Origin of the sequence: Chryseobacterium sp. VAUSW3 (assembly GCF_002205795.1) — a bacterium.
Classification (GTDB): domain Bacteria; phylum Bacteroidota; class Bacteroidia; order Flavobacteriales; family Weeksellaceae; genus Kaistella; species Kaistella yananensis.
Map to the genome: position 1 here is coordinate 25,960 of NZ_NIUY01000003.1, position 22,918 is coordinate 48,877.

Annotated in this window: 21 protein-coding genes and 1 riboswitch; of the genes, 13 read left to right on the forward strand and 8 right to left on the reverse strand. The window is 39.2% G+C overall.

Annotated features, from left to right (window positions below):
- The first annotated feature begins 52 nt into the window (after positions 1–52).
- Positions 53–793 (forward strand): YebC/PmpR family DNA-binding transcriptional regulator, encoded by a 741-nt coding sequence (locus CDW55_RS09780; RefSeq protein ID WP_088469599.1) that lies wholly within the window; start codon positions 53–55, stop codon positions 791–793.
- A 44-nt stretch (positions 794–837) separates the two neighbouring features.
- Here CDW55_RS09780 and CDW55_RS09785 read toward each other — a convergent pair whose 3' ends face one another.
- Complete coding sequence (locus CDW55_RS09785) at positions 838–1,164, reverse strand: GNAT family N-acetyltransferase (RefSeq protein ID WP_330697470.1); 327 nt, start codon at positions 1,162–1,164, stop codon at positions 838–840.
- A 67-nt stretch (positions 1,165–1,231) separates the two neighbouring features.
- Between CDW55_RS09785 and CDW55_RS09790 the strand changes: the two genes are divergently transcribed.
- Positions 1,232–1,651 (forward strand): OsmC family protein, encoded by a 420-nt coding sequence (locus tag CDW55_RS09790; RefSeq protein WP_088469601.1) that lies wholly within the window; start codon positions 1,232–1,234, stop codon positions 1,649–1,651.
- A gap of 56 nt (positions 1,652–1,707) precedes the next feature.
- On the opposite strand, the gene CDW55_RS09795 is transcribed toward CDW55_RS09790, so the two are convergent.
- Positions 1,708–4,320, reverse strand: coding sequence for an MGH1-like glycoside hydrolase domain-containing protein (locus tag CDW55_RS09795; RefSeq protein ID WP_088469602.1), 2,613 nt, complete (start codon positions 4,318–4,320; stop codon positions 1,708–1,710).
- Between the two features lie 111 nt (positions 4,321–4,431).
- A riboswitch (SAM riboswitch) is annotated at positions 4,432–4,536 on the forward strand.
- A gap of 53 nt (positions 4,537–4,589) precedes the next feature.
- Here CDW55_RS09795 and CDW55_RS09800 point away from each other — a divergent pair.
- The 6 genes from CDW55_RS09800 to metF all read left to right on the forward strand — a co-directional run bounded on the left by CDW55_RS09800 (position 4,590) and on the right by metF (position 13,076).
- A complete protein-coding gene (locus CDW55_RS09800) occupies positions 4,590–5,540 on the forward strand; it encodes an alpha/beta fold hydrolase (protein ID WP_088469603.1) in 951 nt (316 codons plus the stop codon).
- Positions 5,530–7,068 (forward strand): ACT domain-containing protein, encoded by a 1,539-nt coding sequence (locus CDW55_RS09805; RefSeq protein ID WP_088469604.1) that lies wholly within the window; start codon positions 5,530–5,532, stop codon positions 7,066–7,068. Before CDW55_RS09800 ends, CDW55_RS09805 begins: the two co-directional genes overlap by 11 nt.
- Positions 7,069–7,090: 22 nt before the next feature.
- Positions 7,091–8,254: a trans-sulfuration enzyme family protein gene (locus CDW55_RS09810; RefSeq protein WP_088469605.1), complete on the forward strand. Its 1,164-nt coding sequence runs from the start codon at positions 7,091–7,093 to the stop codon at positions 8,252–8,254.
- A 147-nt stretch (positions 8,255–8,401) separates the two neighbouring features.
- Positions 8,402–9,412 carry a homocysteine S-methyltransferase family protein gene (locus CDW55_RS09815; RefSeq protein WP_088469606.1) on the forward strand — a complete coding sequence of 337 codons (1,011 nt, stop codon included), beginning with the start codon at positions 8,402–8,404 and terminating at the stop codon, positions 9,410–9,412.
- Positions 9,413–9,452: 40 nt separating this feature from the next.
- Complete coding sequence (gene metH / locus CDW55_RS09820) at positions 9,453–12,104, forward strand: methionine synthase (protein WP_088469607.1); 2,652 nt, start codon at positions 9,453–9,455, stop codon at positions 12,102–12,104.
- 15 nt (positions 12,105–12,119) lie between these two features.
- Positions 12,120–13,076, forward strand: a complete 957-nt coding sequence (gene metF, locus CDW55_RS09825) for a methylenetetrahydrofolate reductase [NAD(P)H] (protein WP_088469608.1) — start codon at positions 12,120–12,122, stop codon at positions 13,074–13,076.
- A gap of 25 nt (positions 13,077–13,101) precedes the next feature.
- Here the strand turns inward: metF and CDW55_RS09830 are convergent, their stop codons facing one another.
- The 6 genes from CDW55_RS09830 to CDW55_RS09855 all read right to left on the reverse strand — a co-directional run bounded on the left by CDW55_RS09830 (position 13,102) and on the right by CDW55_RS09855 (position 18,320).
- Positions 13,102–13,590 (reverse strand): hypothetical protein, encoded by a 489-nt coding sequence (locus tag CDW55_RS09830; protein ID WP_088469609.1) that lies wholly within the window; start codon positions 13,588–13,590, stop codon positions 13,102–13,104.
- 256 nt (positions 13,591–13,846) lie between these two features.
- On the reverse strand, positions 13,847–14,524 hold the full coding sequence (locus tag CDW55_RS09835) for a hypothetical protein (protein WP_088469610.1): 678 nt from the start codon (positions 14,522–14,524) through the stop codon (positions 13,847–13,849).
- A gap of 39 nt (positions 14,525–14,563) precedes the next feature.
- Positions 14,564–15,352 carry an SDR family oxidoreductase gene (locus tag CDW55_RS09840; protein WP_088469611.1) on the reverse strand — a complete coding sequence of 263 codons (789 nt, stop codon included), beginning with the start codon at positions 15,350–15,352 and terminating at the stop codon, positions 14,564–14,566.
- 4 nt (positions 15,353–15,356) lie between these two features.
- A complete protein-coding gene (locus tag CDW55_RS09845) occupies positions 15,357–16,589 on the reverse strand; it encodes a 3-phosphoshikimate 1-carboxyvinyltransferase (protein WP_179285934.1) in 1,233 nt (410 codons plus the stop codon).
- A gap of 15 nt (positions 16,590–16,604) precedes the next feature.
- Positions 16,605–16,931, reverse strand: a complete 327-nt coding sequence (locus tag CDW55_RS09850) for a nucleotide pyrophosphohydrolase (RefSeq protein ID WP_088469613.1) — start codon at positions 16,929–16,931, stop codon at positions 16,605–16,607.
- Positions 16,932–16,934: 3 nt separating this feature from the next.
- Complete coding sequence (locus tag CDW55_RS09855) at positions 16,935–18,320, reverse strand: hypothetical protein (RefSeq protein WP_088469864.1); 1,386 nt, start codon at positions 18,318–18,320, stop codon at positions 16,935–16,937.
- A gap of 184 nt (positions 18,321–18,504) precedes the next feature.
- Here CDW55_RS09855 and CDW55_RS09860 point away from each other — a divergent pair, with 184 nt between their 5' ends.
- The 5 genes from CDW55_RS09860 (at position 18,505) to CDW55_RS09880 (ending at position 22,918) form a co-directional block, all read left to right on the forward strand.
- Entirely contained in the window at positions 18,505–18,756 is a 252-nt protein-coding gene (locus CDW55_RS09860; RefSeq protein WP_088469614.1) for a type B 50S ribosomal protein L31, read from the forward strand.
- A 96-nt stretch (positions 18,757–18,852) separates the two neighbouring features.
- The gene (locus CDW55_RS09865; RefSeq protein WP_088469615.1) at positions 18,853–20,013 is read left to right on the forward strand and encodes a GlmU family protein; all 1,161 of its coding nucleotides are present in this window, start codon (positions 18,853–18,855) and stop codon (positions 20,011–20,013) included.
- A 72-nt stretch (positions 20,014–20,085) separates the two neighbouring features.
- Positions 20,086–21,444 (forward strand): rhodanese-related sulfurtransferase, encoded by a 1,359-nt coding sequence (locus CDW55_RS09870; RefSeq protein WP_088469616.1) that lies wholly within the window; start codon positions 20,086–20,088, stop codon positions 21,442–21,444.
- Positions 21,441–22,688, forward strand: a complete 1,248-nt coding sequence (locus CDW55_RS09875) for a peptidase U32 family protein (RefSeq protein ID WP_088469617.1) — start codon at positions 21,441–21,443, stop codon at positions 22,686–22,688. Before CDW55_RS09870 ends, CDW55_RS09875 begins: the two co-directional genes overlap by 4 nt.
- Positions 22,688–22,918 (forward strand): ferredoxin, encoded by a 231-nt coding sequence (locus tag CDW55_RS09880; RefSeq protein ID WP_088469618.1) that lies wholly within the window; start codon positions 22,688–22,690, stop codon positions 22,916–22,918. Before CDW55_RS09875 ends, CDW55_RS09880 begins: the two co-directional genes overlap by 1 nt.

Consider the following 22,918-nt stretch of genomic DNA (forward strand, 5'->3'; position numbering starts at 1 on the left):
TTTATAAACGCTCTTCGCAAGAAGAGCGTTTATTGATTAAAAAAACTAAAGTATGGGAAGAGCATTCGAATACAGAAAGGCATCTAAAATGGCCCGTTGGGATAAGATGGCTAAAACATTTTCAAAAATAGGTAAAGATATCGCGCTCGCGGTGAAAGCCGGAGGACCGGACGCGGATACGAATCCTGCACTTCGCAGGTGCATTCAGAACGCAAAAGGTGCAAATATGCCGAAGGATAACGTGGAACGTGCTATAAAAAAAGCCAGTGGTGCGGATGCGGAAAATTACGAGGAAGTAACGTATGAAGGATACGGGCAGGGCGGAGTTGCGTTTTTTGTTGAATGTACCACAAATAATCCTACAAGAACTGTAGCTAATGTAAGAGCAATTTTCAACAAGTTTGATGGTAACTTGGGAAAGAACGGAGAATTAGCTTTTATCTTTGACCGTAAGGGAATTTTTTCCATTGATAAATCTTCAATTAAAATGGATTGGGATGATTTCGAAATGGAAATGATTGATGGAGGAGCCGAAGATGTAGAAAGCGACGATGAAGAAGTAATGATTACTACAGCGTTCGAAGATTTTGGTACGCTTTCACATAAACTTGATGGTCTTGGGATTGAAGTAAAGAGTGCAGAATTGCAAAGAATTGCGAATAACACCAAAGAAGTAAATCAGGAGCAGTTTAAAGCCAATATGAAGATGCTCGACCGGTTTGAAGAAGATGATGACGTACAGAATGTATTCCACAATATGGAAATAACAGATGAACTTCTGGAAAGTATCTAATTATACAATAAAAAAACTCAAAGATTTTCTTTGAGTTTTTGTTTTTAGCGTTGTAATAAAATGTCTCCTACATCATTCATTCGGTTCATTACGCTTCGTGCGTAAGAACAGTGCGGGTAGATTTTCCAGTTATTTTCCCTGGCGAACGCTATTGCATGTTCAACAAGAAATTTCCCCATTCCGCGTCCTTCAAATTGAGGATGAACCAATACGAATGAAATAATAAGTTTGTTTTCTTCAGGGAAGATCGTATAGGTGAGTCTTCCGACTTCTTCGGAGTCATTTTTTAAAGTAATAACGCCGCCGTTTCCGGATTTATGATTTTCGTAATTCATTTTTTGTAATTTTGGATATCTAAATTTAGTAAAAATAAAATGATTCTAATTTTTTAAGTCCATAACACCCCAAAAAAACTTTAATTTCAAAAAAATTTTATAAATGAAAATTACACTCAACAGAATTAACGATGATTACTTATTTGAATGCACCAACGCGGCAGGAAATAAGATTATACTCGACAATACCTCTCAACCCGATGCGAAAGGAGTTTCTCCAATGGAAACCGTTCTAATGGCTGTTGCAGGATGCAGTGGTATTGATATCGTATCGATCCTGAAAAAACAGCGTCAGGTGATTGAAGGCTTTTCTGCAGAAGTAGAGGGAGAGAGAATTCAGGTTGATGAAGCAAAACCTTTTAAAAGCATACTTGTGAAATTTTTCCTTCAGGGAGTTATTGATCCGAAAAAAGCGCTGAAGGCTGCAGAACTGTCATTTGAAAAGTACTGTTCGGTTTCGAAAACATTTGAGCCGAATGTCACCGTTTCTTATGAAGTTTATGTCAACAACGATAAAGCATAAAAAACTCCGTATGTAAAATGATACATACGGAGTTTTATTTTAAGTCTGGTTTTTTTTTACGAAATCCTGGGTTTAATAAGTTTAGCAACCGTTGCAGTCCAACCTGTTTGGTGTGATGCGCCGATTCCCATTCCGGTATCTCCGTTAAAATATTCATTAAACATAATGTAATTTTTGAAATGTTCATCATGGTTCAGTAAATAATTTCCGCCATTAAAAGCACGTTCTCCGCTTTCATTTTTACGGAAAATAGAGCATAAACGCTGGCTGAGATTATCAGACACAAACTCCAGATTCCTCATTTCTCCGCTGTTCGCAGGAAATTCAATCTGTAAACTTTCGCCATAGTAATAATGAAATCTCTGCAGACTCTCAACAATCAGAAAGTTGATAGGGAACCAAATGGGGCCACGCCAGTTGCTGTTGCCGCCAAACATGCGGCTGTCGCTTTCTGCAGGTGTATATTTTACGGTAAAATTTTGCCCATCAACAGTAAATCTAAACGGTTCTTCTTCATAAATTTTCGACATCGATCTGATTCCGTAATCGGATAAAAATTCTTTTTCATCAACCATTCTCGCCAGCACTCTTGTGAGTCTGGTTTTTCTGAGGATGCTCATCAGATGCTTGCCGCCTTTGCCTTCCACTTCCCAGTGAGAAACTAGATTGGCAAGTTCCGGTTTGTTTTTAAGAATCCAGTCCATTCTTTTTGTGAAATTCGGAAGTTTTTCCAAAGTATCATGTTCGATGACTTCAACAGCAAACATTGGAATTAGCCCCACAATACTCCTTAATTTCAGGGAGATGGAATCACCGTCATTTAACTGTAAAACATCGTAGAAAAAGCCATCTTCTTCGTTCCAGAGACCGCCTTTGGCTCCACCGATATTCTCCATCGCTTCTGCAATGTATAGATAGTGTTCAAAAAATTTGATGGCCATATCCTCGTATACCGGGTTATAAAGTGCCAATTCCATGGAAATCCGCATCATATTGAGCGCAAACATCGCCATCCAGCTGGTGCCGTCGGCCTGCTCCAGATGATCTCCGTTTTTAAACTGCATATTTCGGTCGAATGCACCAATGTTATCAAGCCCGAGGAAGCCTCCACCAAATACATTGTTTCCCTTTTTGTCTTTCCTGTTTACCCACCACGTAAAATTAAGCAGGAGTTTCTGGAAAACACTCTCAAGAAACGGAATATCGGGTTTGCCATTCATTTTTTCATCAATCTTATAAACCCTGAAGGTAGACCAGGCATGAACCGGTGGGTTGACGTCGCTGAAATCCCATTCATACGCCGGAAGTTGCCCGTTCGGGTGGATATACCATTCTTTCGTGAGAAGTGTCAGCTGGTATTTGGCAAACTCCGGGTCGAGTAACGCAAACGGAACGCAGTGAAAAGCCAAATCCCAAGTTGCAAACCAGGGATATTCCCACTTATCAGGCATGGAAATGATGTCTTTGTTCTGCATGTGCTTCCATTCTTTATTGCGGACATAATGATCGAAATTTCTTGGAGCTTCATATTTTGGATCACCTTTCAGCCATTTCGCAACGTTGTAATAATAGAACTGTTTATTCCATAAAAGTCCGGCAAAAGCCTGCCGCTGAATGTTTTTTTCGTCTCCATCAGAAATGTCACACTGCAGTTCAGCATAAAATTCTTCGGCTTCCTGTCTTCTAAGACTAAAAATTTCGTCGAAATCAAAGAAGGCGTTCTCCATGTCATGTGGGCTCAGCCTGAAATCGAAAGTCTTACTTTCGCCGGCCTCAAGTTCTGTAGTGATATAGAAGCTTGCTTTTGTACCTGTTTGATCTGGATTTAAGGTGTTTTCTGTCTGATGAACTATAAAATCATTAATTCCGTCTTTAAAAAATTTATGATCGGAAGGATGAGCATTTATTTTTGCCGGATTCGTTTCATTATTACAGAACAATGATTCAGTATCTGAATTTCTTGAATAAAACTTTTTCTGAGGGATTGAATCGTGGCAAATGTCGATAGTTCCTTTTGACGAAGATTTTAGTGATGGTTCATAAGTTCCGTATCCCCAACTCCAGTTATTCCTGTACCACAACGTTGGAAGAATGACGAGCGGTGCTTTATTCCTGCTTCTGTTTACGGCTGTTACACGTATGGCAAAATCATCATGAGCGATTTTTGCATATTCGATAAAGAGATCAAAATAATTATTATCGTCGAAAATTCCGGTATCAACCAGTTCATATTCGGGTTCTGTTTTGGAGCGTCTGGCGTTCTCTGCAATCAGTTCTTCGTAAGGAAAGCGCTGGATCGGGTATTTGTACACCATCTTCATGTAAGAATGTGTAGGTGTATTGTCGAGATAGTAAAATATTTCTTTTATGTCTTCGCCGTGGTTTCCTTCGTAGTTACTTAAACCGAAAAATCTTTCTTTGATCATTTTATCTTTTCGGTTCCAGAAAGAAAATGCGAAGCAAAGCAATTGCTTGTCATCACAAATCCCAGCAATACCATCCTCATTCCAGCGATAAGCCCTGCTGATGGCATCATTATAAGTGGTGTGTCCCCACGCATTTCCGTTGTGGCTGTAATCTTCACGAACCGTTCCCCATTGTCTGTTGCTCACATAAGGCCCCCATTTTTTCCATTGGTCGTCGAGCATTCTTTGTCTTTCAGCTGTCATAATTCAAATTTCAGGTGCGAAATTATGAAATAAAAATCTTTTCGGTTTTTAGGGATATTTTAGAAAAAATAACTACTTTTGCAACAGATTTTGTTCATTTACATATTGAAAATGTTATCAAGAAAGGTGGAGAGACTAGACTCAGAGAAACCTTGGCAACCCTTCGGAAACGGAGAAGGTGCTACATTCTATTCGCTTAGGCGATGCAGATAACACAAATTTTTTTACCATTCTTCGGTAGCATTTTCAATTTTTAATTTTTTTAAAAATTGGAAAACCAGCTAAACTTTATCACTCTTTATCAGTTTAAATTACATTCAGGAAAAATTCTTGATATTAGTTTGTCGTATCAAATTTTCGGGCCTGAATTATTTTCTGCGCCGGTAATTCTCGTGAATCATGCGCTAACAGGAAATTCTAACGTTTCAGGTGAAAAAGGATGGTGGAAGGATCTTATTGGTAAAGAAAAAATTATAGATACCGACCGATTTACCGTTCTGTGTTTTAATATTCCCGGAAATGGTTATGACGGAAATATTATAAAAAATTATCAGGATTTTATCACATCAGATGTCGCCAAAATTTTTCTTGAATGTTTAAAGTATTTAAAAATTGAAAAACTTCACACCATCATCGGAGGTTCACTGGGGGGCGGCATCGGTTGGGAAATGCTGGCAGTAAACCCCGGACTTACCGAAAACTTCATTCCTGTTGCCTGCGATTTTCGAACTTCAGACTGGCTTTATTCGCAATGTTTGGTGCAGAAATTTCTTTTGGAGCAGCAAGAAGAACCATTGCAAAAAGCACGTGCTCACGCGATGCTTTGTTACCGCACGCCAGAATCACTCAATTCCCGTTTCAAAAATGAATGTGTCATTGATAAGGAACTCCGAAAATCCGAAGACTGGCTTAATTTTCATGGAAAAAAACTGGCCGAAAGATTTAGTTTACAGGCATATAAACTGATGAATCAGTTATTGATGAGTATCCGGGCTGATCGAGACCAGCTGCATCTTATTTCTGCAGATATCCATCTTGTGGCGGTAGATTCAGACTTGTTTTTCCCCGCACGAGAAATGAAGGAAGCTTATCAGTTTTTAATTTCAAAAAGGCCAAATGTCTTTTATCACGGGATAAATTCCATTCACGGTCATGACGCGTTCCTTATGGAATATGAACAACTTACAAACATTTTAAAAAAAGTATTTAATGAAAAATAAAACAGAGGTAAAACTCATTAAAAATAGAGCCATCATTAAGTTTGAAGGCAAAAATTTTCTGGGAGAAATCGGAATTGACGGAAGAATCTTTAAAGCCCTTACCTATGCCAGAATAAGTGTAGGCGTTATCTCGCAACAGGCGATCGAAAATGGGATTTCAGTCCTGGTGAGCGAGGCAGATGCAGAAAAAGCAGTAAACTGTTTGATTAATGAGTTTGAGCAGGAAAGAAAATCCGGAAAAGTGAGCCTTATTTACAGCATAAGTAATGTCTCGGTCATTGGTTTTGTTTCTAAAGATTTCAATAAAATAATGTCTGAACTTGGTCGTAACAATATCTTTCCGTTGATTCTTAATCAGGTGGCCGCAGAAAACAGAGTCAATATTGTAGTGACTTCTTCTCAGGACGAAAAAGCGAAGAATATCATTGAAGCTGAAATCTTTGCGAGACCAAAAACTGTTCACCTCGCAATCATTGGACACGGAAATGTTGGAAGTACTTTGATAGACCAGGTTTTAGAAAGTTCTGAAGAAATCCGGAACAGAAAAAAAATCGATTTGAAGATTGTTGCCGTTGCCAATTCCAAAAAAATTGCGCTTAACCGTTCAGGATTCAGCGAAAACTGGAACGAAGAAATTCTGGTGGCAGAACGGCCGTCAAAAGTAGAAGAACTTATTGCTTTTTCTCAGCAGAATCAGCTGGAAAATCTTATTGTGGTGGATAATACCGCAAGTAAAGAGTTCGTAAAAAATTATCCGGTTCTTGCAGAAAACGGATTCGATTTGGTGTCATCCAACAAAATCTTCAATACACTACCCATTTCCGAGTACCGGAATTTCCGTCATATTCTTAACAAGAAAAACAAAAAATACCTTTACGAAACCAATGTAGGCGCAGGATTGCCGCTCATTGATACGATTAAGCTGCTGCATTTGTCCGGAGAGAACATTACCCGCATCAAAGGCGTTTTTTCAGGATCGCTGAGCTATATTTTCAACAATTTTTCCGTGCGCGACGAGAAGTTTTCAACAATTCTGAAAGAAGCGGTGGAAAAGGGATTTACTGAGCCGGATCCACGCGAAGATTTATCCGGAAGTGATGTTGCCAGAAAACTGCTTATTCTTGCGCGCGAACTGGATTTAATCAACGAATTCGGTGATATTAAAATTGAAAATCTGGTTCCGGAAAATTTTAGAAATCTCACTAAAGATGATTTTATAGCGCGTTTAAGTGAGCTTGATGAAGTTTTTGATGAGGTGAAAAATTCGCAGCAGAAAAACCATGTGCTGAGATTTACCGGCGATCTGCACGGTGATTTACAACAGGAAAAAGGTGAGCTGGACGTAAAACTGATTTCAGTTCCTGCAGATTCTGCTTTGGGTCAGCTCAAAGGTTCAGATTCAATATTTGAAATCTATACCGAAAGTTACGGCGAAAATCCAATAGTCATCATGGGCGCAGGAGCAGGCGCGAAAGTCACTGCACGAGGCGTTTTCGGTGATATTTTAAGACTTTCGGAAAATAAATAATATTTAATTCAACCACAATCATATGTCAGATAATTTTGAAACCAACGCCATCCGCATTCAGGCACAGCGTTCTCACTTTGACGAACATTCTACACCTTTGTATCTCACTTCAAGTTTCGTATTTGAGGATGCTGAAGATATGCGAGCAAGCTTCGCCGAAGAAAAATCCAAAAATTTATACAGCCGTTTTTCTAATCCCAATGTCAACGAGTTTACCGAAAAAATGGTGAGTCTCGAAGGTGCTGAAGCGGGATATGCATTTGGTACAGGCATGGCAGCAATTTATTCCACTTTTGCTGCACTGCTGAGTTCGGGCGACCATATCGTTAGCTGCCAATCGGTTTTTGGTTCTACACATACTTTATTTACAAAATATTTTCCGAAATGGAACATCAATACAACCTACTTCAAAGCCGAAGATGCAGCAAATGTTGAACAGCTTATTCAGCCAAACACAAAGATTTTATACCTCGAAACACCTACAAATCCGGCGATCGAAGTTCTCGATCTAGAATTTTTCGGAAAAATTGCCGAAAAACACAATCTTATTTTTGTGGTAGATAACTGTTTTGCCACTCCTTATCTGCAGCAGCCGATAAAATTTGGTGCCCATCTGGTGGTTCATTCGGCGACAAAACTGATTGACGGGCAGGGCAGGGTTTTAGGAGGCGTTACAGTTGGGAAAGGAGATCTCATCAGAGAAATTTATCTTTTCGCCAGAAATACAGGACCTGCCATGTCTCCTTTCAACGCGTGGGTTTTAAGTAAAAGCCTTGAAACGCTTGCGGTACGGGTTGAAAAACATTGCGAAAATGCTTTGAAAGTTGCTGAGTTTCTTGAAAATCACCCAAAAGTTGAATTCGTAAAAAATCCCTTCCTGAAATCCCATCCCAACTACGAAACTGCCATAAAACAGATGAAAATGGGCGGTAACATCGTCGCTTTTGAAGTAAAAGGCGGCATCGAAGGCGGCAGAAATTTTCTTAACCGCATTAAGATGTGTTCCTTGTCTGCAAATCTTGGTGACACCAGAACAATTGTTACGCATCCCGCTTCCACAACGCATTCTAAACTTTCGGAGGAAGAAAGAAACGAGGTGGGAATTACTGCCGGTTTGGTGAGGTGTTCGGTTGGTTTGGAGCATGTCGATGACATTATCAATGATTTGAAACAGGCATTGGATTAATGTTTTTGGGCAACTTAATCCGCCTTCCGCTCCCAAACATAATGAAGTAGCCAATCTTTTATTCGTCATTCCTCCTCACAAAAGGATTTCCGCTCAAGACGGGCTGCGGGGAAAGTTTTTAAATAAAAATTCAGAGAAATCAAAAAAATGAAAAATTCAGATAAATTATATAAAGCTTTAAGCGAAAGAATACTTGTCCTCGACGGGGCGATGGGGACGATGCTTCAGCGCTACAAATTCAGCGAAGAAGATTACCGGGGCGAAAGATTTACAAATTGGGAATATCCATTAAAGGGAAATAACGATTTGCTGTCTTTAACCCAGCCACAGGCGATTGAGGAAGTTCACCGAAAATATCTCGAAGCTGGCGCCGATATCATAGAAACCAATACTTTTTCAGGAACCACCATTGCCATGGCCGATTATCATATGGAAGATTTGGTTTACGAGCTTAATTTTCAATCTGCTAAAATAGCCAGAAAAGTCTGTGATGAATTTTCTACAGCAAATCCTGAAAAGCCACGTTTTGTTGCAGGATCAATCGGTCCAACTAACAAAACTGCCAGTCTAAGCCCAGAGGTTAATGATCCTGGTTTTCGCGCCATTACTTTTGAAGAGTTACGGGTTGCGTACAGGCAACAAGCTGAGGCGCTTTTGGATGGTGGAGCAGATATTCTTCTGGTAGAAACTATTTTCGATACATTAAATGCTAAAGCCGCCCTTTTTGCAATCGATGAAATTCAGGAAGAACGCAAAATTGAGATTCCTATCATGGTTTCGGGTACAATTACCGATGCATCCGGCCGAACCTTGAGCGGACAAACCGCAGAGGCATTCCTGATTTCTGTTTCGCACCTTAATTTATTGAGTGTAGGATTCAACTGTGCGTTAGGTGCGCAACAGCTTACGCCTTATCTGGAGACGCTTGCAAACAATTCAGATTACTATATTTCTGCTTATCCGAATGCGGGCCTTCCTAATGCCTTCGGGCAGTACGACGAATCCCCCGAATTTATGGCATCCCAAATCCGTGAATATGCAGAAAAAGGACTTGTGAATATCATCGGTGGTTGTTGTGGAACCACGCCGCCTCACATCAAAGCAATCGCTGAGTTGGTGAAAAGTTATGAACCCCGGAGAATTAATGTTTTGAGATAAAAGTTTCCAAATCTTATTTTTTAATTTTCAAATTCAATTTATGAAATATTTAAAACTTTCCGGTCTGGAGCCTTTAATTATAACACCAGAATCCAACTTCATTAATGTTGGCGAAAGAACCAACGTGGCCGGATCTAAAAAATTTCTCCGGCTCATTAAAGAAGAGAAGTTCAGTGAAGCGCTCGATATTGCGAGACATCAGGTAGAAGGTGGCGCACAGATTCTCGATGTTAATTTTGATGACGGACTTCTTGACGGAAAATATTGTATGGTAAAATTCCTTAACCTGATTGCTTCAGAACCAGATATTGCCCGAATTCCAATCATGATAGACTCCTCTAAATGGGAAATTCTTGAAGCCGGCTTACAGGTCGTTCAGGGCAAATGTGTGGTGAATTCCATCAGTCTTAAAGAAGGCGAACAGGAATTTATCGACCACGCAAGAAAAATAAAGCGTTACGGCGCCGCGGTTATTGTAATGGCTTTCGATGAAGAAGGACAGGCTGATAATTACGATCGCAGAATCGAAATTTGTAAACGCAGCTATAAAATTCTTACCGAAATTGTAGGCTTTCCACCGGAAGATATCATTTTCGATCTTAATATTTTCCCCGTTGCAACCGGAATGGAGGAACACCGTAGAAATGCGATTGATTTTATAGAAGCAACAAAATGGGTGCGCGAAAATCTACCACATGTTTCTGTAAGCGGTGGCGTCTCCAACGTGTCGTTTTCTTTCCGGGGCAACGATAATGTGCGTGAAGCCATGCATTCGGTGTTTCTATATCACGCGATTAAGGCCGGAATGAACATGGGAATCGTTAATCCATCGATGCTTGAAGTTTACGATGAAATTCCCAAAGAGTTGCTCGAATTGGTAGAAGATGTAATGCTCGATCGCCGGGATGATGCTACAGAACGTCTTTTAGATTATTCTGAAAAACATAAATCAACCAAAAAAGAAACCGTTGAAGACTTGGAATGGCGTAAAAATCCTCTTCAGGAGCGAATTACGCATGCTTTAGTCAAAGGAATCGACCGGTTTATTATTGAAGATGTAGAAGAGGCCAGAACGCAAACCCGGCGACCGCTGGATGTGATTGAGGTGAACCTGATGGCCGGAATGAGCGTTGTTGGAGATCTTTTCGGAAGCGGAAAAATGTTTCTCCCGCAAGTAGTGAAATCGGCGCGTGTAATGAAAAAAGCGGTGGCATATCTGCAACCTTTCATCGAAGCGCAAAAAGACCACACCCAGAAAGCCAACGGAAAAATCCTTATGGCTACAGTAAAAGGTGATGTTCATGACATCGGAAAAAATATTGTAAGTGTGGTTTTAGGCTGCAATAATTACGAAATCGTGGATTTGGGCGTCATGGTTCCGGCTGAAAAAATCATCCAGGCTGCCATTGATCATAAAGTGGATGTCATTGGTTTAAGCGGCCTCATCACTCCAAGTCTGGACGAAATGGTTCATGTTGCGGATGAACTTCAGCGCAAAAATCTGGAATTCCCGTTGATGATTGGCGGTGCAACCACTTCCAAAGCGCATACCGCCGTAAAGATTTTTCCTAAATATTCGCAGCCGGTTGTTCATGTGAATGATGCTTCCAGAGCGGTGGGCGTGGTTTCACAACTTTTGGATCAAAACAGAGAACAGTTTAAAGCTGATCTTAAAGCCGATTATGAAGACTTTAGAGAGAAATTCCTGAACCGGCAGATAGAAAAAGAATATGTTCCAATTGAAGAAGCCAGAAAACAGAACTATAAAATCGATTGGGAAAATGAAATTCCTGTAAAGCCAAACAATTTAGGTATTCAAATCATCGAAAATCAGGATCTGAATGAATTGCTTGATTTCCTAGACTGGACTCCTTTTTTCAGAAGCTGGGAACTTTACGGAAAATATCCGCAGATTTTAACTGATGAGGTTGTGGGCGAACATGCTACTGAACTTTTTAATGATGCACAGAAAATCCTGAAAATGATTCTGGATGAAAAACTATTCACCGCGAAAGGGATTTTTGGAATTTTCCCCGCCAATTCAAACGAAAGCGATGATATTATTCTGCAAAATGACCAGCAGGAATTTGCATTCCGCACCCTTAGACAGCAGCACAAAAAATCTGATGGAAAAGAATATCTGGCACTCAGTGATTTTATCGCTCCAAAATCTTCCGGCATCCAGGATTACGTAGGAGCGTTCTGTGTAACCACAGGTTTCGGTACTGAAGAACTCGCTCAGAAATATTACGACCAGGGCGACGATTATACGGCGATTATTGTAAAAGCTTTAGCCGACAGACTTGCGGAGGCTTTCGCAGAATTTCTGCACCATAAAGTGCGTACCCGGATTTGGGGTTATGCTCAAAACGAAATCCTGCAGAATGAGGATTTGATTGCAGAAAAATACTCCGGAATTCGGCCTGCGCCTGGTTATCCTGCATGTCCCGATCACCTGGAAAAACTTACCATTTGGGATCTATTAAAGGTTAAAGAAAACATTGGCGTAGAACTTACCGAAAGTTTGGCCATGTTCCCAACTGCAGCAGTTTCGGGATATTATTTTGCGCATCCGAAATCCAAATATTTCGGTGTCGGCAAAATTGCGGAAGATCAGTTAGCAGATTTTGCATCCAGAAAAAATATCGAAATAGAATTTGCCAGAAAATGGTTGAGTCCTAATCTTGCTTAAAAAATATATTTAAGAATGAAAATTACAGATCATATAAAAAACGCAAAAGGTAAAACCCTTTTTTCACTCGAAGTGGTACCGCCACAAAAAGGCATCGGTATTGAAGATCTTTACAAAAACATCGATCCGCTGATGGAATTTAAACCTCCGTTTATTGATGTCACAACTTCGCGCGAAGAATACATTTATCTCGATAAAGGTAACGGCTTAATGGAGCGTAAAATCACCAGAATGCGTCCGGGAACTCTGGGGATTTGTGCTGCCATACAGCATAAATATAATGTAGATACAGTGCCTCACGTTTTGTGCGGAGGTTTTACGATGGAAGAGACCGAATATCTTTTGGTAGACTGTATGTATCTTGGAATTGAAAACGTAATGGCGTTGCGGGGTGATGCGATGAAAGGGCAGCAATATTTTGAACCTGCCGTGGGTGGCCACAGAAATGCGGTGGATTTGGTTCATCAAATCAACGATTTGGGCAGAGGTAAATATCTTCATGACGAGAAAGCCTGCGATGAAAACAATAAATTCTGCATCGGTGTCGCCGGTTATCCCGAAAAACACATTGAAGCTCCTTCCATGAACTACGACCTGAAATGGCTAAAAGAAAAAGTTGATGCAGGTGCAGATTATGTGGTGACGCAAATGTTTTTCGACAATAAAAAGTTTATTGATTTTGTGAAGCAGGCCCGTGATATGGGGATTAATGTTCCCATAATTCCGGGAATAAAACCAATCGCCACCAAAGCCCATCTGCAGATGCTTCCTAAAGTCTTTAAAATTGATTTGCCGGAAGAACTCATTTCTGCCGTAGAAAAAGCTAAAGACAACACAGCGGTAAAACAGATTGGCATTGAGTGGGCAATACAGCAGTGCAGAGAACTGATTGATTTTGGCGTTCCTGTGCTTCACTTTTATTCGATGGGGAAAAGTGATAATATTAAAAAAATTGCTGGAGAATTATTTTAAAAGGACATGTAAAGTCCTTTTTTTATTATCTGTTCATGAATTGAACAAGTTTGATCAGTGATTCCTCCTGTTTTATTTTAATATTGTTTTCCTTAATAAACCTTTCTAACTCTGCTCTACGGTCTGGATACATACTTACAAAATCTTTTGCATTCTTAGGTACCTGTAAAAGTTTTTCATCTGCTTTAATGAAATAGAGCGGATTTTGTTTTTCAAATTTAATGTATCCCTCCTTTATTAAAGAATTTGGTTCAATTGAACTTTTAATTTCCTTAAGTTTTATTTTTTCTTTCTTTAAAAGCTGATTTTTTCCGTCAACTAATCTGAAGTAATAGCCATTAGTTTCTTTTACATAAACTATAGGTGTATTAATCATTTCGAATTTGAAAACAGGAATGTCTTCATTCCTAGGGACCTCATACACCTTATCGTCAAATAAAATTTCAATTCGGTCCAAATGTGCATCGTACCTTATCGGTGCTTTTTCGTTGGTGTTTCCTATAATCGCCGACATAAAATTGACATTGAAATAGGGCGTGCCAACTATATTGTGTTGTGGCTTATCGGAATCTCTACTGACCGATAAAAGCGGACCGGTATATATCTTATATGAATGCTGACCATAAACAGCAATGCCGCTGAAAATAAGTAAGATAAATAGAATAGATTTTTGCATAATGATGTTTTATTTTATGTAATAAATTAATCCAATACATTTCCATAGCGTATTTTCATAGAAATTGCACGACAGGATTAACGGAAACTGTACGTTAATTATTAATAAACTGAGCTAGTTTTACAAGATCCGACTCTTCAGTTAACTTGATTTTATTGGTTTTAAGGAAGTTGTTTAGTTCATCTTTTTTCTCAGGAAAATAGGTCAGAAGATCTTTTGTGTTTTTAAGAGTTATTACCTCACTAGATTCTGCTTTGATAAAATACAATGGCCGTTGAGATTCGAAGCGTGAAACCGTACCCGCAGCAAAATGGGTTTTAGAGGGAACTGCTCCGTAAAATTTAGTTTTAATTTTTTTTAGTATTTTGTATTTCCCGTCAGCAATTTCGAAAAAGTAACCTGCATATTCATCATGAGTGTCCAGAACAATTAATCTCTCGTTTGTTTTTGTAAAGGTGAATTTTTTAGGGGTAGCTTCTCTTGGAATCTCATAAGTGTTATTGTCTATAAGGATTTCAACAACATCTAAAAAAGTATTGTATCTGATAGGTGCAACCGTAGGAGTATCATCAAATTTTGCCGATTCGAAATCAGGATTGTAATAAGGAGTTCCCTTGATTTCGGAATATTTAAGTTTTTCTTCCAGGTTATTTACTTCATCAGAGGCTTTTTTGAAATTGGCTACCCATGAATTCCCTCCTAGACTGAGTTGTTGTGCCTCTAAAGAAAAGAAGGTTAAGACTGTGACGATAAAACTGAAAAATACTTTCATTTTAATGTTTTTTAGTAGGTGAATATTTACTGGACACACTTAATCCATCTGATTATACTTCCTCATCAAGTTTTCATAGAAATTCTGCGGTAAAATCCATTTGAGAGGAACGCCGATTTTTTGTCCGAATTTCCCGAAATAATAATGGGCTTTCCAGGATTTTTTTGTGAGAAGTTTATCAATGTACTCAGCAACTTCTAAAGGTTCGGTGCCGTCATCTACATGAGCATTCATGATGGAATATATTTTTTCAAAAGTCTTTTGGTAAGGTTCAGAAACTTTTGTTTTCACTCGGTTTTCCGCGATTTTTGTTTTGATGTCGCCTAAATGAAGCGTACATACATTGATGTTCCAGGGAGAAACTTCATAACGAATCGCTTCGGTCACTTTATCTAATGCTGATTTTGAAGCGGAGTAAAACCCACGGAACGGCAATCCCATTTCGCTGCCAATACTCGAGATGTTGATGATTTTGCCTGATTTCTGCTCGCGCATCGTGGGTAAAACTGCGCTCATCATTTGTACAGCGCCTACCAGATTCAAATTAAATAACTTTAGAATATCTTCTTTCGTAGAATCTTCCACCGCGCCAACCATGCCCATACCGGCATTGTTAATAAGGACATCAATCTTTTTTTCCGTCTTTACAATTTCTGAAACGGCATGCTGAACCTGCAGATTATCGGTAATATCGGTCGGAATCGTCTTGAAATATTGGGATTCCACATTTTTTCTGCTCAGTCCGAAAACTCGGTGGCCTTTCTTTCCGAAAAATTCAGCCAAAGCGAAACCAATTCCTGTAGAAGTTCCTGTAATAATTATGGTCATTGTTTTAGTTAGTTTTTTCGGTTATTTGAGCGAAATCCTGCCAAAAACTTGGGTAGGATTTTTCAACAACTTCAGGATTCTCGATGGTTAAATTTTTTATAAGGCAAAACGGAGCAAAACTCATGGCCATTCGGTGATCGTTGTATGTTGCTATCGAAATATTTTCATTAGGCTCAAAAAATTTATGCGAAACAATACGGTCATCGGTAATTTCTGCAATACAGCCGATTTTGAAAAGTTCTTTTTTCAGTGCCAGAAGTCTGTCGGTTTCTTTTATTTTTAAAGTTTCCAGGCCGGTGATTTCAAACGGGATTTTCAATGCTGTTGCAGTAACACAAAGGGTTTGGGCAATGTCTGGACAATCATTCATGTTTAAAACAATTTTTTCCGGAAACTGAAAATAATGCTCCGGAAGCAGAGAAATTCTGGATTCTGCGCCTTCGGAAATGGTATTTACACCGAAAAATTTCCAGTAAATTTCTTTAATTACCGAATCGCCCTGAAGGGAATATGGTTTAAACCATTTTAAGTTTATCGTTTTTCGCGAAATCGCTGCGAGAGAATAATAATATGAGGCAGAGCTCCAGTCGCTTTCAACAACGAACGGAATACTTTGCGATTGCTTTTCGGTGTGAATGTTGGGCAGAATTTTAATGACATTTCCTTCCCAATAATTGCTTATTCCTACCGTTCTAAGGATTTTCAGCGTCATTTCGAGGTAGGGTTTTGAGGTAACTGTACCTTCCAATTTAATTTGCAGACCGTTCTCCAGTTTTGCGCCGATGAGCATTAATGAAGTAATAAACTGGCTCGAAATATTAGCAGGAATCCGCACTGTGCTTCTTATAATCTTCTTTCCCGTAATCTTCAATGGTGGGAATCCTTCGTTTTCAAGATAAGAAATTTCTGCGCCCAAATCCTGCAATGCATCGACCAGAAATTTTATCGGACGCTGTTTCATCCTCTCAGAACCGGTTAAAATTACGGTTTTGCCTTCCTGGATGGCATAATAAGAAGTAAGAAATCTCATCGCAGTGCCAGCATGATGAATGTCGATAATTTCTGAATCGCTTTGCAAAGCGGCTTGTAGAAGCTGCGTATCCTGAGAATTTGAAAGATTTTCGATAAGAATATTTTCAAAGAGCTGATGCAAAATCAACAAACGATTCGAAATGCTTTTCGAACCGCTGATTTCTATGGTTGTATTTTCTTTTAATTGCGAGTGTTCTAAAAACATTGTACGGATTAAAGATTATTTTAGTTTCTCATTATTTAGGTGCCTTTTCTGATCTCTTTCTGTTTTCAGTTTCATTTTTCTGTCGAAAGCTTCCTGAAGATTGGTTCCGGTTTGGTTGGCCAAACATAGTGTTACGAATAAAACATCAGCCAGCTCTTCACCGAGATCTTTGGTTTTGTCGCTTTCTTTTTCACTCTGTTCACCGTATCTTCTGGCGATAATTCTGGCAACTTCGCCCACTTCTTCGGTAAGCATGGCCATGTTTGTGAGTTCGTTGAAATAACGTACGCCCACGGTTTTTATCCATTCATCAACTTCCTGCTGCAGTTTGGTAATCTCCATAATTTATTGATAAGAGCCAATGGTTGGCGGATTGGTTCTGGTAACACCCACAATATCTTTTAGAGTTGAGCCAGATACATAACTTGAGCTTCCTTTTCCTTTTGCAGGCGAATCTTCTTGCACCCTTAAATTCATTTTCTGCGTGAAATAATTTACAAATTTCGGATCCTGATTTTTGATGGAATTAGCTGTTGCGTAAGTTGCTTTTGTACCATATTTCAGCAGCGAATAGTTAAATTCTGTCGTAAAAGTCTGTCCGGAAATTGGTTTTAATTCAACCATGTTTTCAGCAGAACCATAAATAATTGAATTATTCACTTTTAAAGATAATGGACCGTTTTCCAGAGCAGTTCCGTTCTGGTATTCATTAGTAGCGTAAATCCCAAGTCCTGGAAGTGCCGAATTGAAATCCCAGTAATTCGCTAAAGTTGCTTGGGTTAGCGTATAAGTTCCGCCTTTAAATATTCCTAAAGCCGCCTCACCACAGTTGTTCATCACTAAATTTGAAGCGTTGAGGTTCGATTTTACCGCAAAAATTCCGAATTCCTGAAAGGTGTGAATGATGGTGTTGTTGATTGTTGCCTCCGTTTCATTCATTTCCAGCCCTCTTGTTCCGCCAAAAACTTTTGCATAGTTCATGGTTAGCGTAGAACCTGTGTCGAATTTAATTCCGTTCCAGTTTTTCGGGATCGTGTCGTACCTTGGGTCGTTTCTGTCGCCCCGGAAAATAACCTCGTGATTTAATTCGCCAAAAACATTGAGTTTTGCATTTTTAGAAACCTTCAAACCACTGTTTTTATGGAAATAAATCTTGGTTCCCTTCTGTATATCTAAGGTTTTGCCTTCTTCCAGTGTTAAATCTCCAAAGATTATTTTGGCTTTTTCGTTCGTCCAGTTTGTATTGTTGCTTAAAATGTTCGGATTGGTGTCTGTCTGGATAAAAAATTCAGCATCCTGAACTACGGAAAACAGTGTTACATGCTGGCTTCCAGCTGGAGTTTGAAACTGTATACGTTCTTCGGCAATCGCTTCCGGTGCGTTGGCAACCGGCGCAATTTCTACAAAAATATAAAGACTGTCTTTCTTTCTTAAAGGAATGTTGGTAAAATCGGTCCCGGCTTTGCCATCAACATTGATTCTATAGAGTGAAGACGAACCGTTTTGCAGAGAAATTTTGGGAATCATCACATCTTTATCTTCGTCGTTGTAGATTTTAACGGCATAGGTTTCGGATCGCACCTGATTATAGACGGTATCAAGAAAAACGGTATCTGCCGAAAAACGAAGAAGCTGAGATGGTGCATCAAAGCTGATTTCGTCTCTGTTGCAGGACACTGCCGTTAACAGAAACCAAAACGATAAAGCCAATATAAGTTTTAATTTGTTCATTGAAGAGGTTGAATAGATATAAGTTTCAAATTTAATTAAAATAGTCGAACGGAAAAATTTTAAAATTATCATATTGAGTGTTTGTACATTAAAAAATTAATTGTACTTTTGCGGTCTAAAAATTAGCAGAGGAATATCCATTACTACTTCTGAAGCAAAACTTTAATTTATTAAAATTTTTATTATGAAAAACGGAATCCACCCGGAAAACTATAGACTTGTTGTTTTCAAAGATATGAGTAACGATGAGATGTTTCTTTGCAAATCTACTGCAGATACCAAAGATACTATTGAATATGAAGGAGAAACTTATCCATTGGTAAAAATGGAGATCTCTTCAACTTCTCACCCTTTTTACACTGGTAAAGTGAAATTGGTTGACACTGCTGGTAGAGTTGACAAATTCATGAGCAAATACAAAAAATTCGCAAAATAATTTATTGCGGACTAAGAAAATATTAAAGTCTTTCAGGTTTCTGAAAGACTTTTTTTATTGTAATTTTGAAAATATAGAAATTTAAGCACTTGAAATATGCAAATCGTTTTTTCTGATGCCCAGTTTTGGGAAGATTTTTTACCCCTCACTTTTACAAGACCTGTCGCCGAAATGCGCTGCGGAATCCTTACTTTTTCCGAAAGATGGCAGAAATTATTAGAGATAAACCAGGTCTCATTCCTTACAGAAGATTATCTGCAGGAAAAATACAGGAAACCGGAAGATATTGAAAGTCTGTTTATTGTTCCCAATTTTCTGCCGGACGAAAGTGTTTTGCAGCAAATTAAAAGATTGAAATTGGGTGAAGCTTTGGTTTATGAAAACGAGCTGCTCGTCGCCAGAATCAATATGAAGAATTTCTCCCTTAATCAGATCGAGAAAATGACTGATATTCACGAAGGTGTACTTTTCTTTAAACAGCCTACAGATTTGTTTTCTTACAACGAAAAGGCCATTAATTTCGATTTTGATTTGCTTACCAAAGGAAGAACTTCCGCTGAACTTTCTAACACCAACGGATTTCTTGGTGAAGCTCAGGATTTATTTATCGAAGAAGGCGCATCGGTGGAATTTTCAACTTTAAATACAAAAACAGGCAAAATCTACATCGGCAAAAATGCAGAAGTGATGGAAGGTTGTAATCTTCGTGGCCCAATCGCGCTTTGCGATGATTCCAAATTTAATTTAGGGGCGAAAGTTTATGGTGCTACAACCATCGGCCCTCATTGTAAAGTAGGGGGCGAAGTGAATAATATAGTGATTTTCGGTTACACGAATAAAGGTCACGATGGTTTCGTGGGTAATTCTGTTATCGGCGAATGGTGTAATTTGGGTGCGGATACCAATTCATCAAACCTTAAAAACAATTACGCTGAAGTAAAACTCTGGAATTACAGAACCAAAAGATTCGCAAACACAGGTTTACAGTTTGCGGGATTAATCATGGGCGATCATTCTAAAACTGCGATTAATACACAGTTTAACACAGGAACCGTAGTTGGAGTTGCGGCCAATATTTTTAAAAGTGGTTTTCCACCAAATCTTATCGAAAGTTTCTCCTGGGGCGGAATGAAAGGTGATGAAAAATTCAAACTTGAAAAAGCCTACGAAGTTGCCGAACTGGCAATGGCTCGTAGAAAAGTTACATTTACCGAAGAAGACAAAAATATTCTGAAACATATTTACACCGAATATTAACCCGACACGATTTTTAGCGTAGCTCAAATTGCTTATCTTTGCAAAAATTTTCTCACTTAAACCGTTTATAGCATGCAACTGTATAACACTTTAAGCGCAGAAGAAAGAGCTCAGTTAATTAATGAAGCCGGTAAGCAGCGCCTTACTTTGTCTTTCTATGCGTACGCCAAAATCTCAGATCCCAAAAAATTTCGCGACGAATTATTTATAGCCTGGAACGCCCTCGATGCGCTTGGCCGTATTTATGTCGCCCACGAAGGAATCAATGCCCAGATGAGTATTCCTGAAGAAAATCTGGAAGCTTTCCGCGAAACACTGGATGTGTACGATTTCATGAAAGGAATTCGCTTGAATGAAGCGGTGGAGCATGATGATCACTCTTTCTTAAAACTTACGATTAAAGTCCGAAATAAAATTGTTGCCGACGGTTTAAATGATGAAACTTTCGATGTCACCAATAAAGGAATCCACTTAAAGGCAAAAGAATTTAATACTTTACTCGAAGATCCCAATACGATTGTTGTGGATTTCAGAAATCATTACGAAAGTGAAGTCGGGCATTTCAAAGGAGCAATTACCCCCGATGTGGAGACTTTCAGAGAGAGTTTGCCGATTATTAATGAAAAGTTACAGGATTTCAAGGAAGACAAAAATCTTTTGATGTACTGTACAGGCGGAATTCGTTGCGAAAAAGCCAGCGCTTACTTCAAACATCAGGGTTTCAAAAACGTGTTTCAGCTCGAAGGAGGAATCATTGAATATACGCGCCAAATCAAGGAAGAAAATCTGGAAAGCAAGTTTATCGGTAAAAATTTTGTGTTCGATCACCGTTTGGGCGAGCGGATTACCGACGATATTGTTTCGCAGTGTCACCAGTGCGGAAAACCTTGCGACAATCATACAAACTGCGCGAATGATGGCTGTCATTTACTTTTTATTCAGTGCGATGAATGTAAAGCTGCCATGGAAAACTGCTGTTCAGAAGAATGTCAGCATATTATCCATTTGCCTTTAGAAGAACAGATTAACATTAGAAAAGGAGTTAATGTAGGCAACAAAATTTTCAGAAAAGGAAAATCTCCGGCGCTGAAATTTAAAAATTCCGGTGATTTACCAAATAAACCTTTGGCAAAAACTGAAAACAAAAATATCCGCCAGAAAATTGCTGTGAAAAAATCTTTACTTGGCAAAGCCGAACATTATTTCACGCAATCGAAAATTGCCCAGTTCTTACTGGAAAATGGTGAGCTTTCAGCAGGTGATAAAGTTTTGATTTCCGGGCCGACAACCGGCGAGCAGGAAATTACATTGACACAAATCTTCGCCAACGGAAATCCATGTGAAACAGCCAAAGCCGGCGACCAGATTACTTTTTCGGTTCCGTTCAGAGTTCGTTTATCCGATAAGCTTTATAAAATTTTAGCATCATGACAAAAAGCGGAAAAATAGAACTGATGTCACCTGCGGGCGACTTCACTGCCATGCAGGCGGCTTTGGATAACGGTGCAGATTCCATTTATTTCGGAGTTGAGCAGCTTAATATGCGGGCACGAGCTTCCATGAATTTTACGATCGATGATTTGCCTGAAATCTCCAGAAGATGTGCTGAAAAAGGGGTGAGAACTTATCTTACTTTAAATACCATCGTTTACGATCACGACCTGTCAATCATCAAAACGCTTCTAGATAAGGCAAAAGCCGCCAATCTAACCGCGGTAATTGCGATGGACCAGGCCGTAATTTCTTATGCGAGGCAAATCGGGATGGAAGTTCATATTTCCACCCAAATCAATATCACCAACATCGAAACGGTAAAATTTTATGCACTTTTTGCTGATACGATGGTGATGAGTCGTGAGCTATCGATTACCCAAATCAAAAAAATCTGCGATCAGATCATTAAAGATGATGTGCGCGGACCTTCCGGAAATTTGGTTGAAATTGAAATTTTCGGTCACGGAGCTTTATGTATGGCGGTTTCCGGGAAATGTTATTTGAGTTTACATTCTCACAATTCTTCAGCAAACAGAGGTGCATGTAAACAGAATTGCCGTAAAAAATATACCGTCATCGATCAGGAGTCCGGCTTCGAAATTGAGCTGGACAATGAATACATGATGTCGCCAAAAGATTTGTGTACCATTGGTTTTCTTGATCAGATCGTGGGCGCAGGCGTAAAAGTTTTAAAAATTGAAGGCCGTGGACGGGCGCCTGAATACGTAGCAACGGTTACTAAATGTTACCGAGAAGCAATTGATGCGATTGCTGATGGAACTTTCAGTCAGCAAAAAGTTGAGGAATGGATGAAACAGCTGGAAACCGTTTACAACAGGGGATTCTGGGATGGTTATTATTTGGGTCAAAAGTTGGGAGAATGGTCTGACACTTCCGGTTCAAATGCAACTCAGAAAAAAGTTTATGTCGGAAAAGGGAAAACTTTCTACGCAAAATCCAATATTGCAGAGTTTTTAATTGAAGCTTATGATGTAAATGTAGGCGACAGAGTTCTGATTCAGGGACCTACGACCGGTTCTCAGGAAATGGTTCTTGAAGCGATGCGGGTTGATCAGAAGCCGGGTGATTTAAAAGCTTCAAAATCTGATATCATTACTTTTAAAACAGATTTCAGAATAAGGCCTTCCGACAAACTGTATAAAATCGTTGAGAATAACTGATGGTGATTATTACACTGCAGCGCGAAAAATGCATCGGCTGTAATTACTGTGCAGAATTTGCTCCCGAGTATTTCCGGATGTCGAAGAAAGACGGCAAATCTGTTTTGTTGAAAACGGAAGATAGAAAAGGTTTTTACACCTTGAAAACTCCCAATTACGAAGCCTTTGATCCTTGTGAAAAGGCTGCGAAAGCCTGTCCGGTAAAGATTATTTCGGTAAAAGAAATTTAA

Excerpts from the sequence above, each read along its gene's own strand:
- CDW55_RS09780 (WP_088469599.1), top strand. The coding sequence starts at position 53 with ATGGGAAGAGCATTCGAATACAGAAAGGCATCTAAAATGGCCCGTTGG.
- CDW55_RS09790 (WP_088469601.1), top strand. The coding sequence starts at position 1,232 with ATGAAAATTACACTCAACAGAATTAACGATGATTACTTATTTGAATGC.
- CDW55_RS09795 (WP_088469602.1), bottom strand. The coding sequence starts at position 4,320 with ATGACAGCTGAAAGACAAAGAATGCTCGACGACCAATGGAAAAAATGG.
- CDW55_RS09805 (WP_088469604.1), top strand. The coding sequence starts at position 5,530 with ATGAAAAATAAAACAGAGGTAAAACTCATTAAAAATAGAGCCATCATT.
- CDW55_RS09810 (WP_088469605.1), top strand. The coding sequence starts at position 7,091 with ATGTCAGATAATTTTGAAACCAACGCCATCCGCATTCAGGCACAGCGT.
- CDW55_RS09815 (WP_088469606.1), top strand. The coding sequence starts at position 8,402 with ATGAAAAATTCAGATAAATTATATAAAGCTTTAAGCGAAAGAATACTT.
- metH (WP_088469607.1), top strand. The coding sequence starts at position 9,453 with ATGAAATATTTAAAACTTTCCGGTCTGGAGCCTTTAATTATAACACCA.
- metF (WP_088469608.1), top strand. The coding sequence starts at position 12,120 with ATGAAAATTACAGATCATATAAAAAACGCAAAAGGTAAAACCCTTTTT.
- CDW55_RS09830 (WP_088469609.1), bottom strand. The coding sequence starts at position 13,590 with ATGTCGGCGATTATAGGAAACACCAACGAAAAAGCACCGATAAGGTAC.
- CDW55_RS09835 (WP_088469610.1), bottom strand. The coding sequence starts at position 14,524 with ATGAAAGTATTTTTCAGTTTTATCGTCACAGTCTTAACCTTCTTTTCT.
- CDW55_RS09840 (WP_088469611.1), bottom strand. The coding sequence starts at position 15,352 with ATGACCATAATTATTACAGGAACTTCTACAGGAATTGGTTTCGCTTTG.
- CDW55_RS09845 (WP_179285934.1), bottom strand. The coding sequence starts at position 16,589 with ATGTTTTTAGAACACTCGCAATTAAAAGAAAATACAACCATAGAAATC.
- CDW55_RS09850 (WP_088469613.1), bottom strand. The coding sequence starts at position 16,931 with ATGGAGATTACCAAACTGCAGCAGGAAGTTGATGAATGGATAAAAACC.
- CDW55_RS09855 (WP_088469864.1), bottom strand. The coding sequence starts at position 18,320 with ATGAACAAATTAAAACTTATATTGGCTTTATCGTTTTGGTTTCTGTTA.
- CDW55_RS09860 (WP_088469614.1), top strand. The coding sequence starts at position 18,505 with ATGAAAAACGGAATCCACCCGGAAAACTATAGACTTGTTGTTTTCAAA.
- CDW55_RS09865 (WP_088469615.1), top strand. The coding sequence starts at position 18,853 with ATGCAAATCGTTTTTTCTGATGCCCAGTTTTGGGAAGATTTTTTACCC.
- CDW55_RS09870 (WP_088469616.1), top strand. The coding sequence starts at position 20,086 with ATGCAACTGTATAACACTTTAAGCGCAGAAGAAAGAGCTCAGTTAATT.
- CDW55_RS09875 (WP_088469617.1), top strand. The coding sequence starts at position 21,441 with ATGACAAAAAGCGGAAAAATAGAACTGATGTCACCTGCGGGCGACTTC.
- CDW55_RS09880 (WP_088469618.1), top strand. The coding sequence starts at position 22,688 with ATGGTGATTATTACACTGCAGCGCGAAAAATGCATCGGCTGTAATTAC.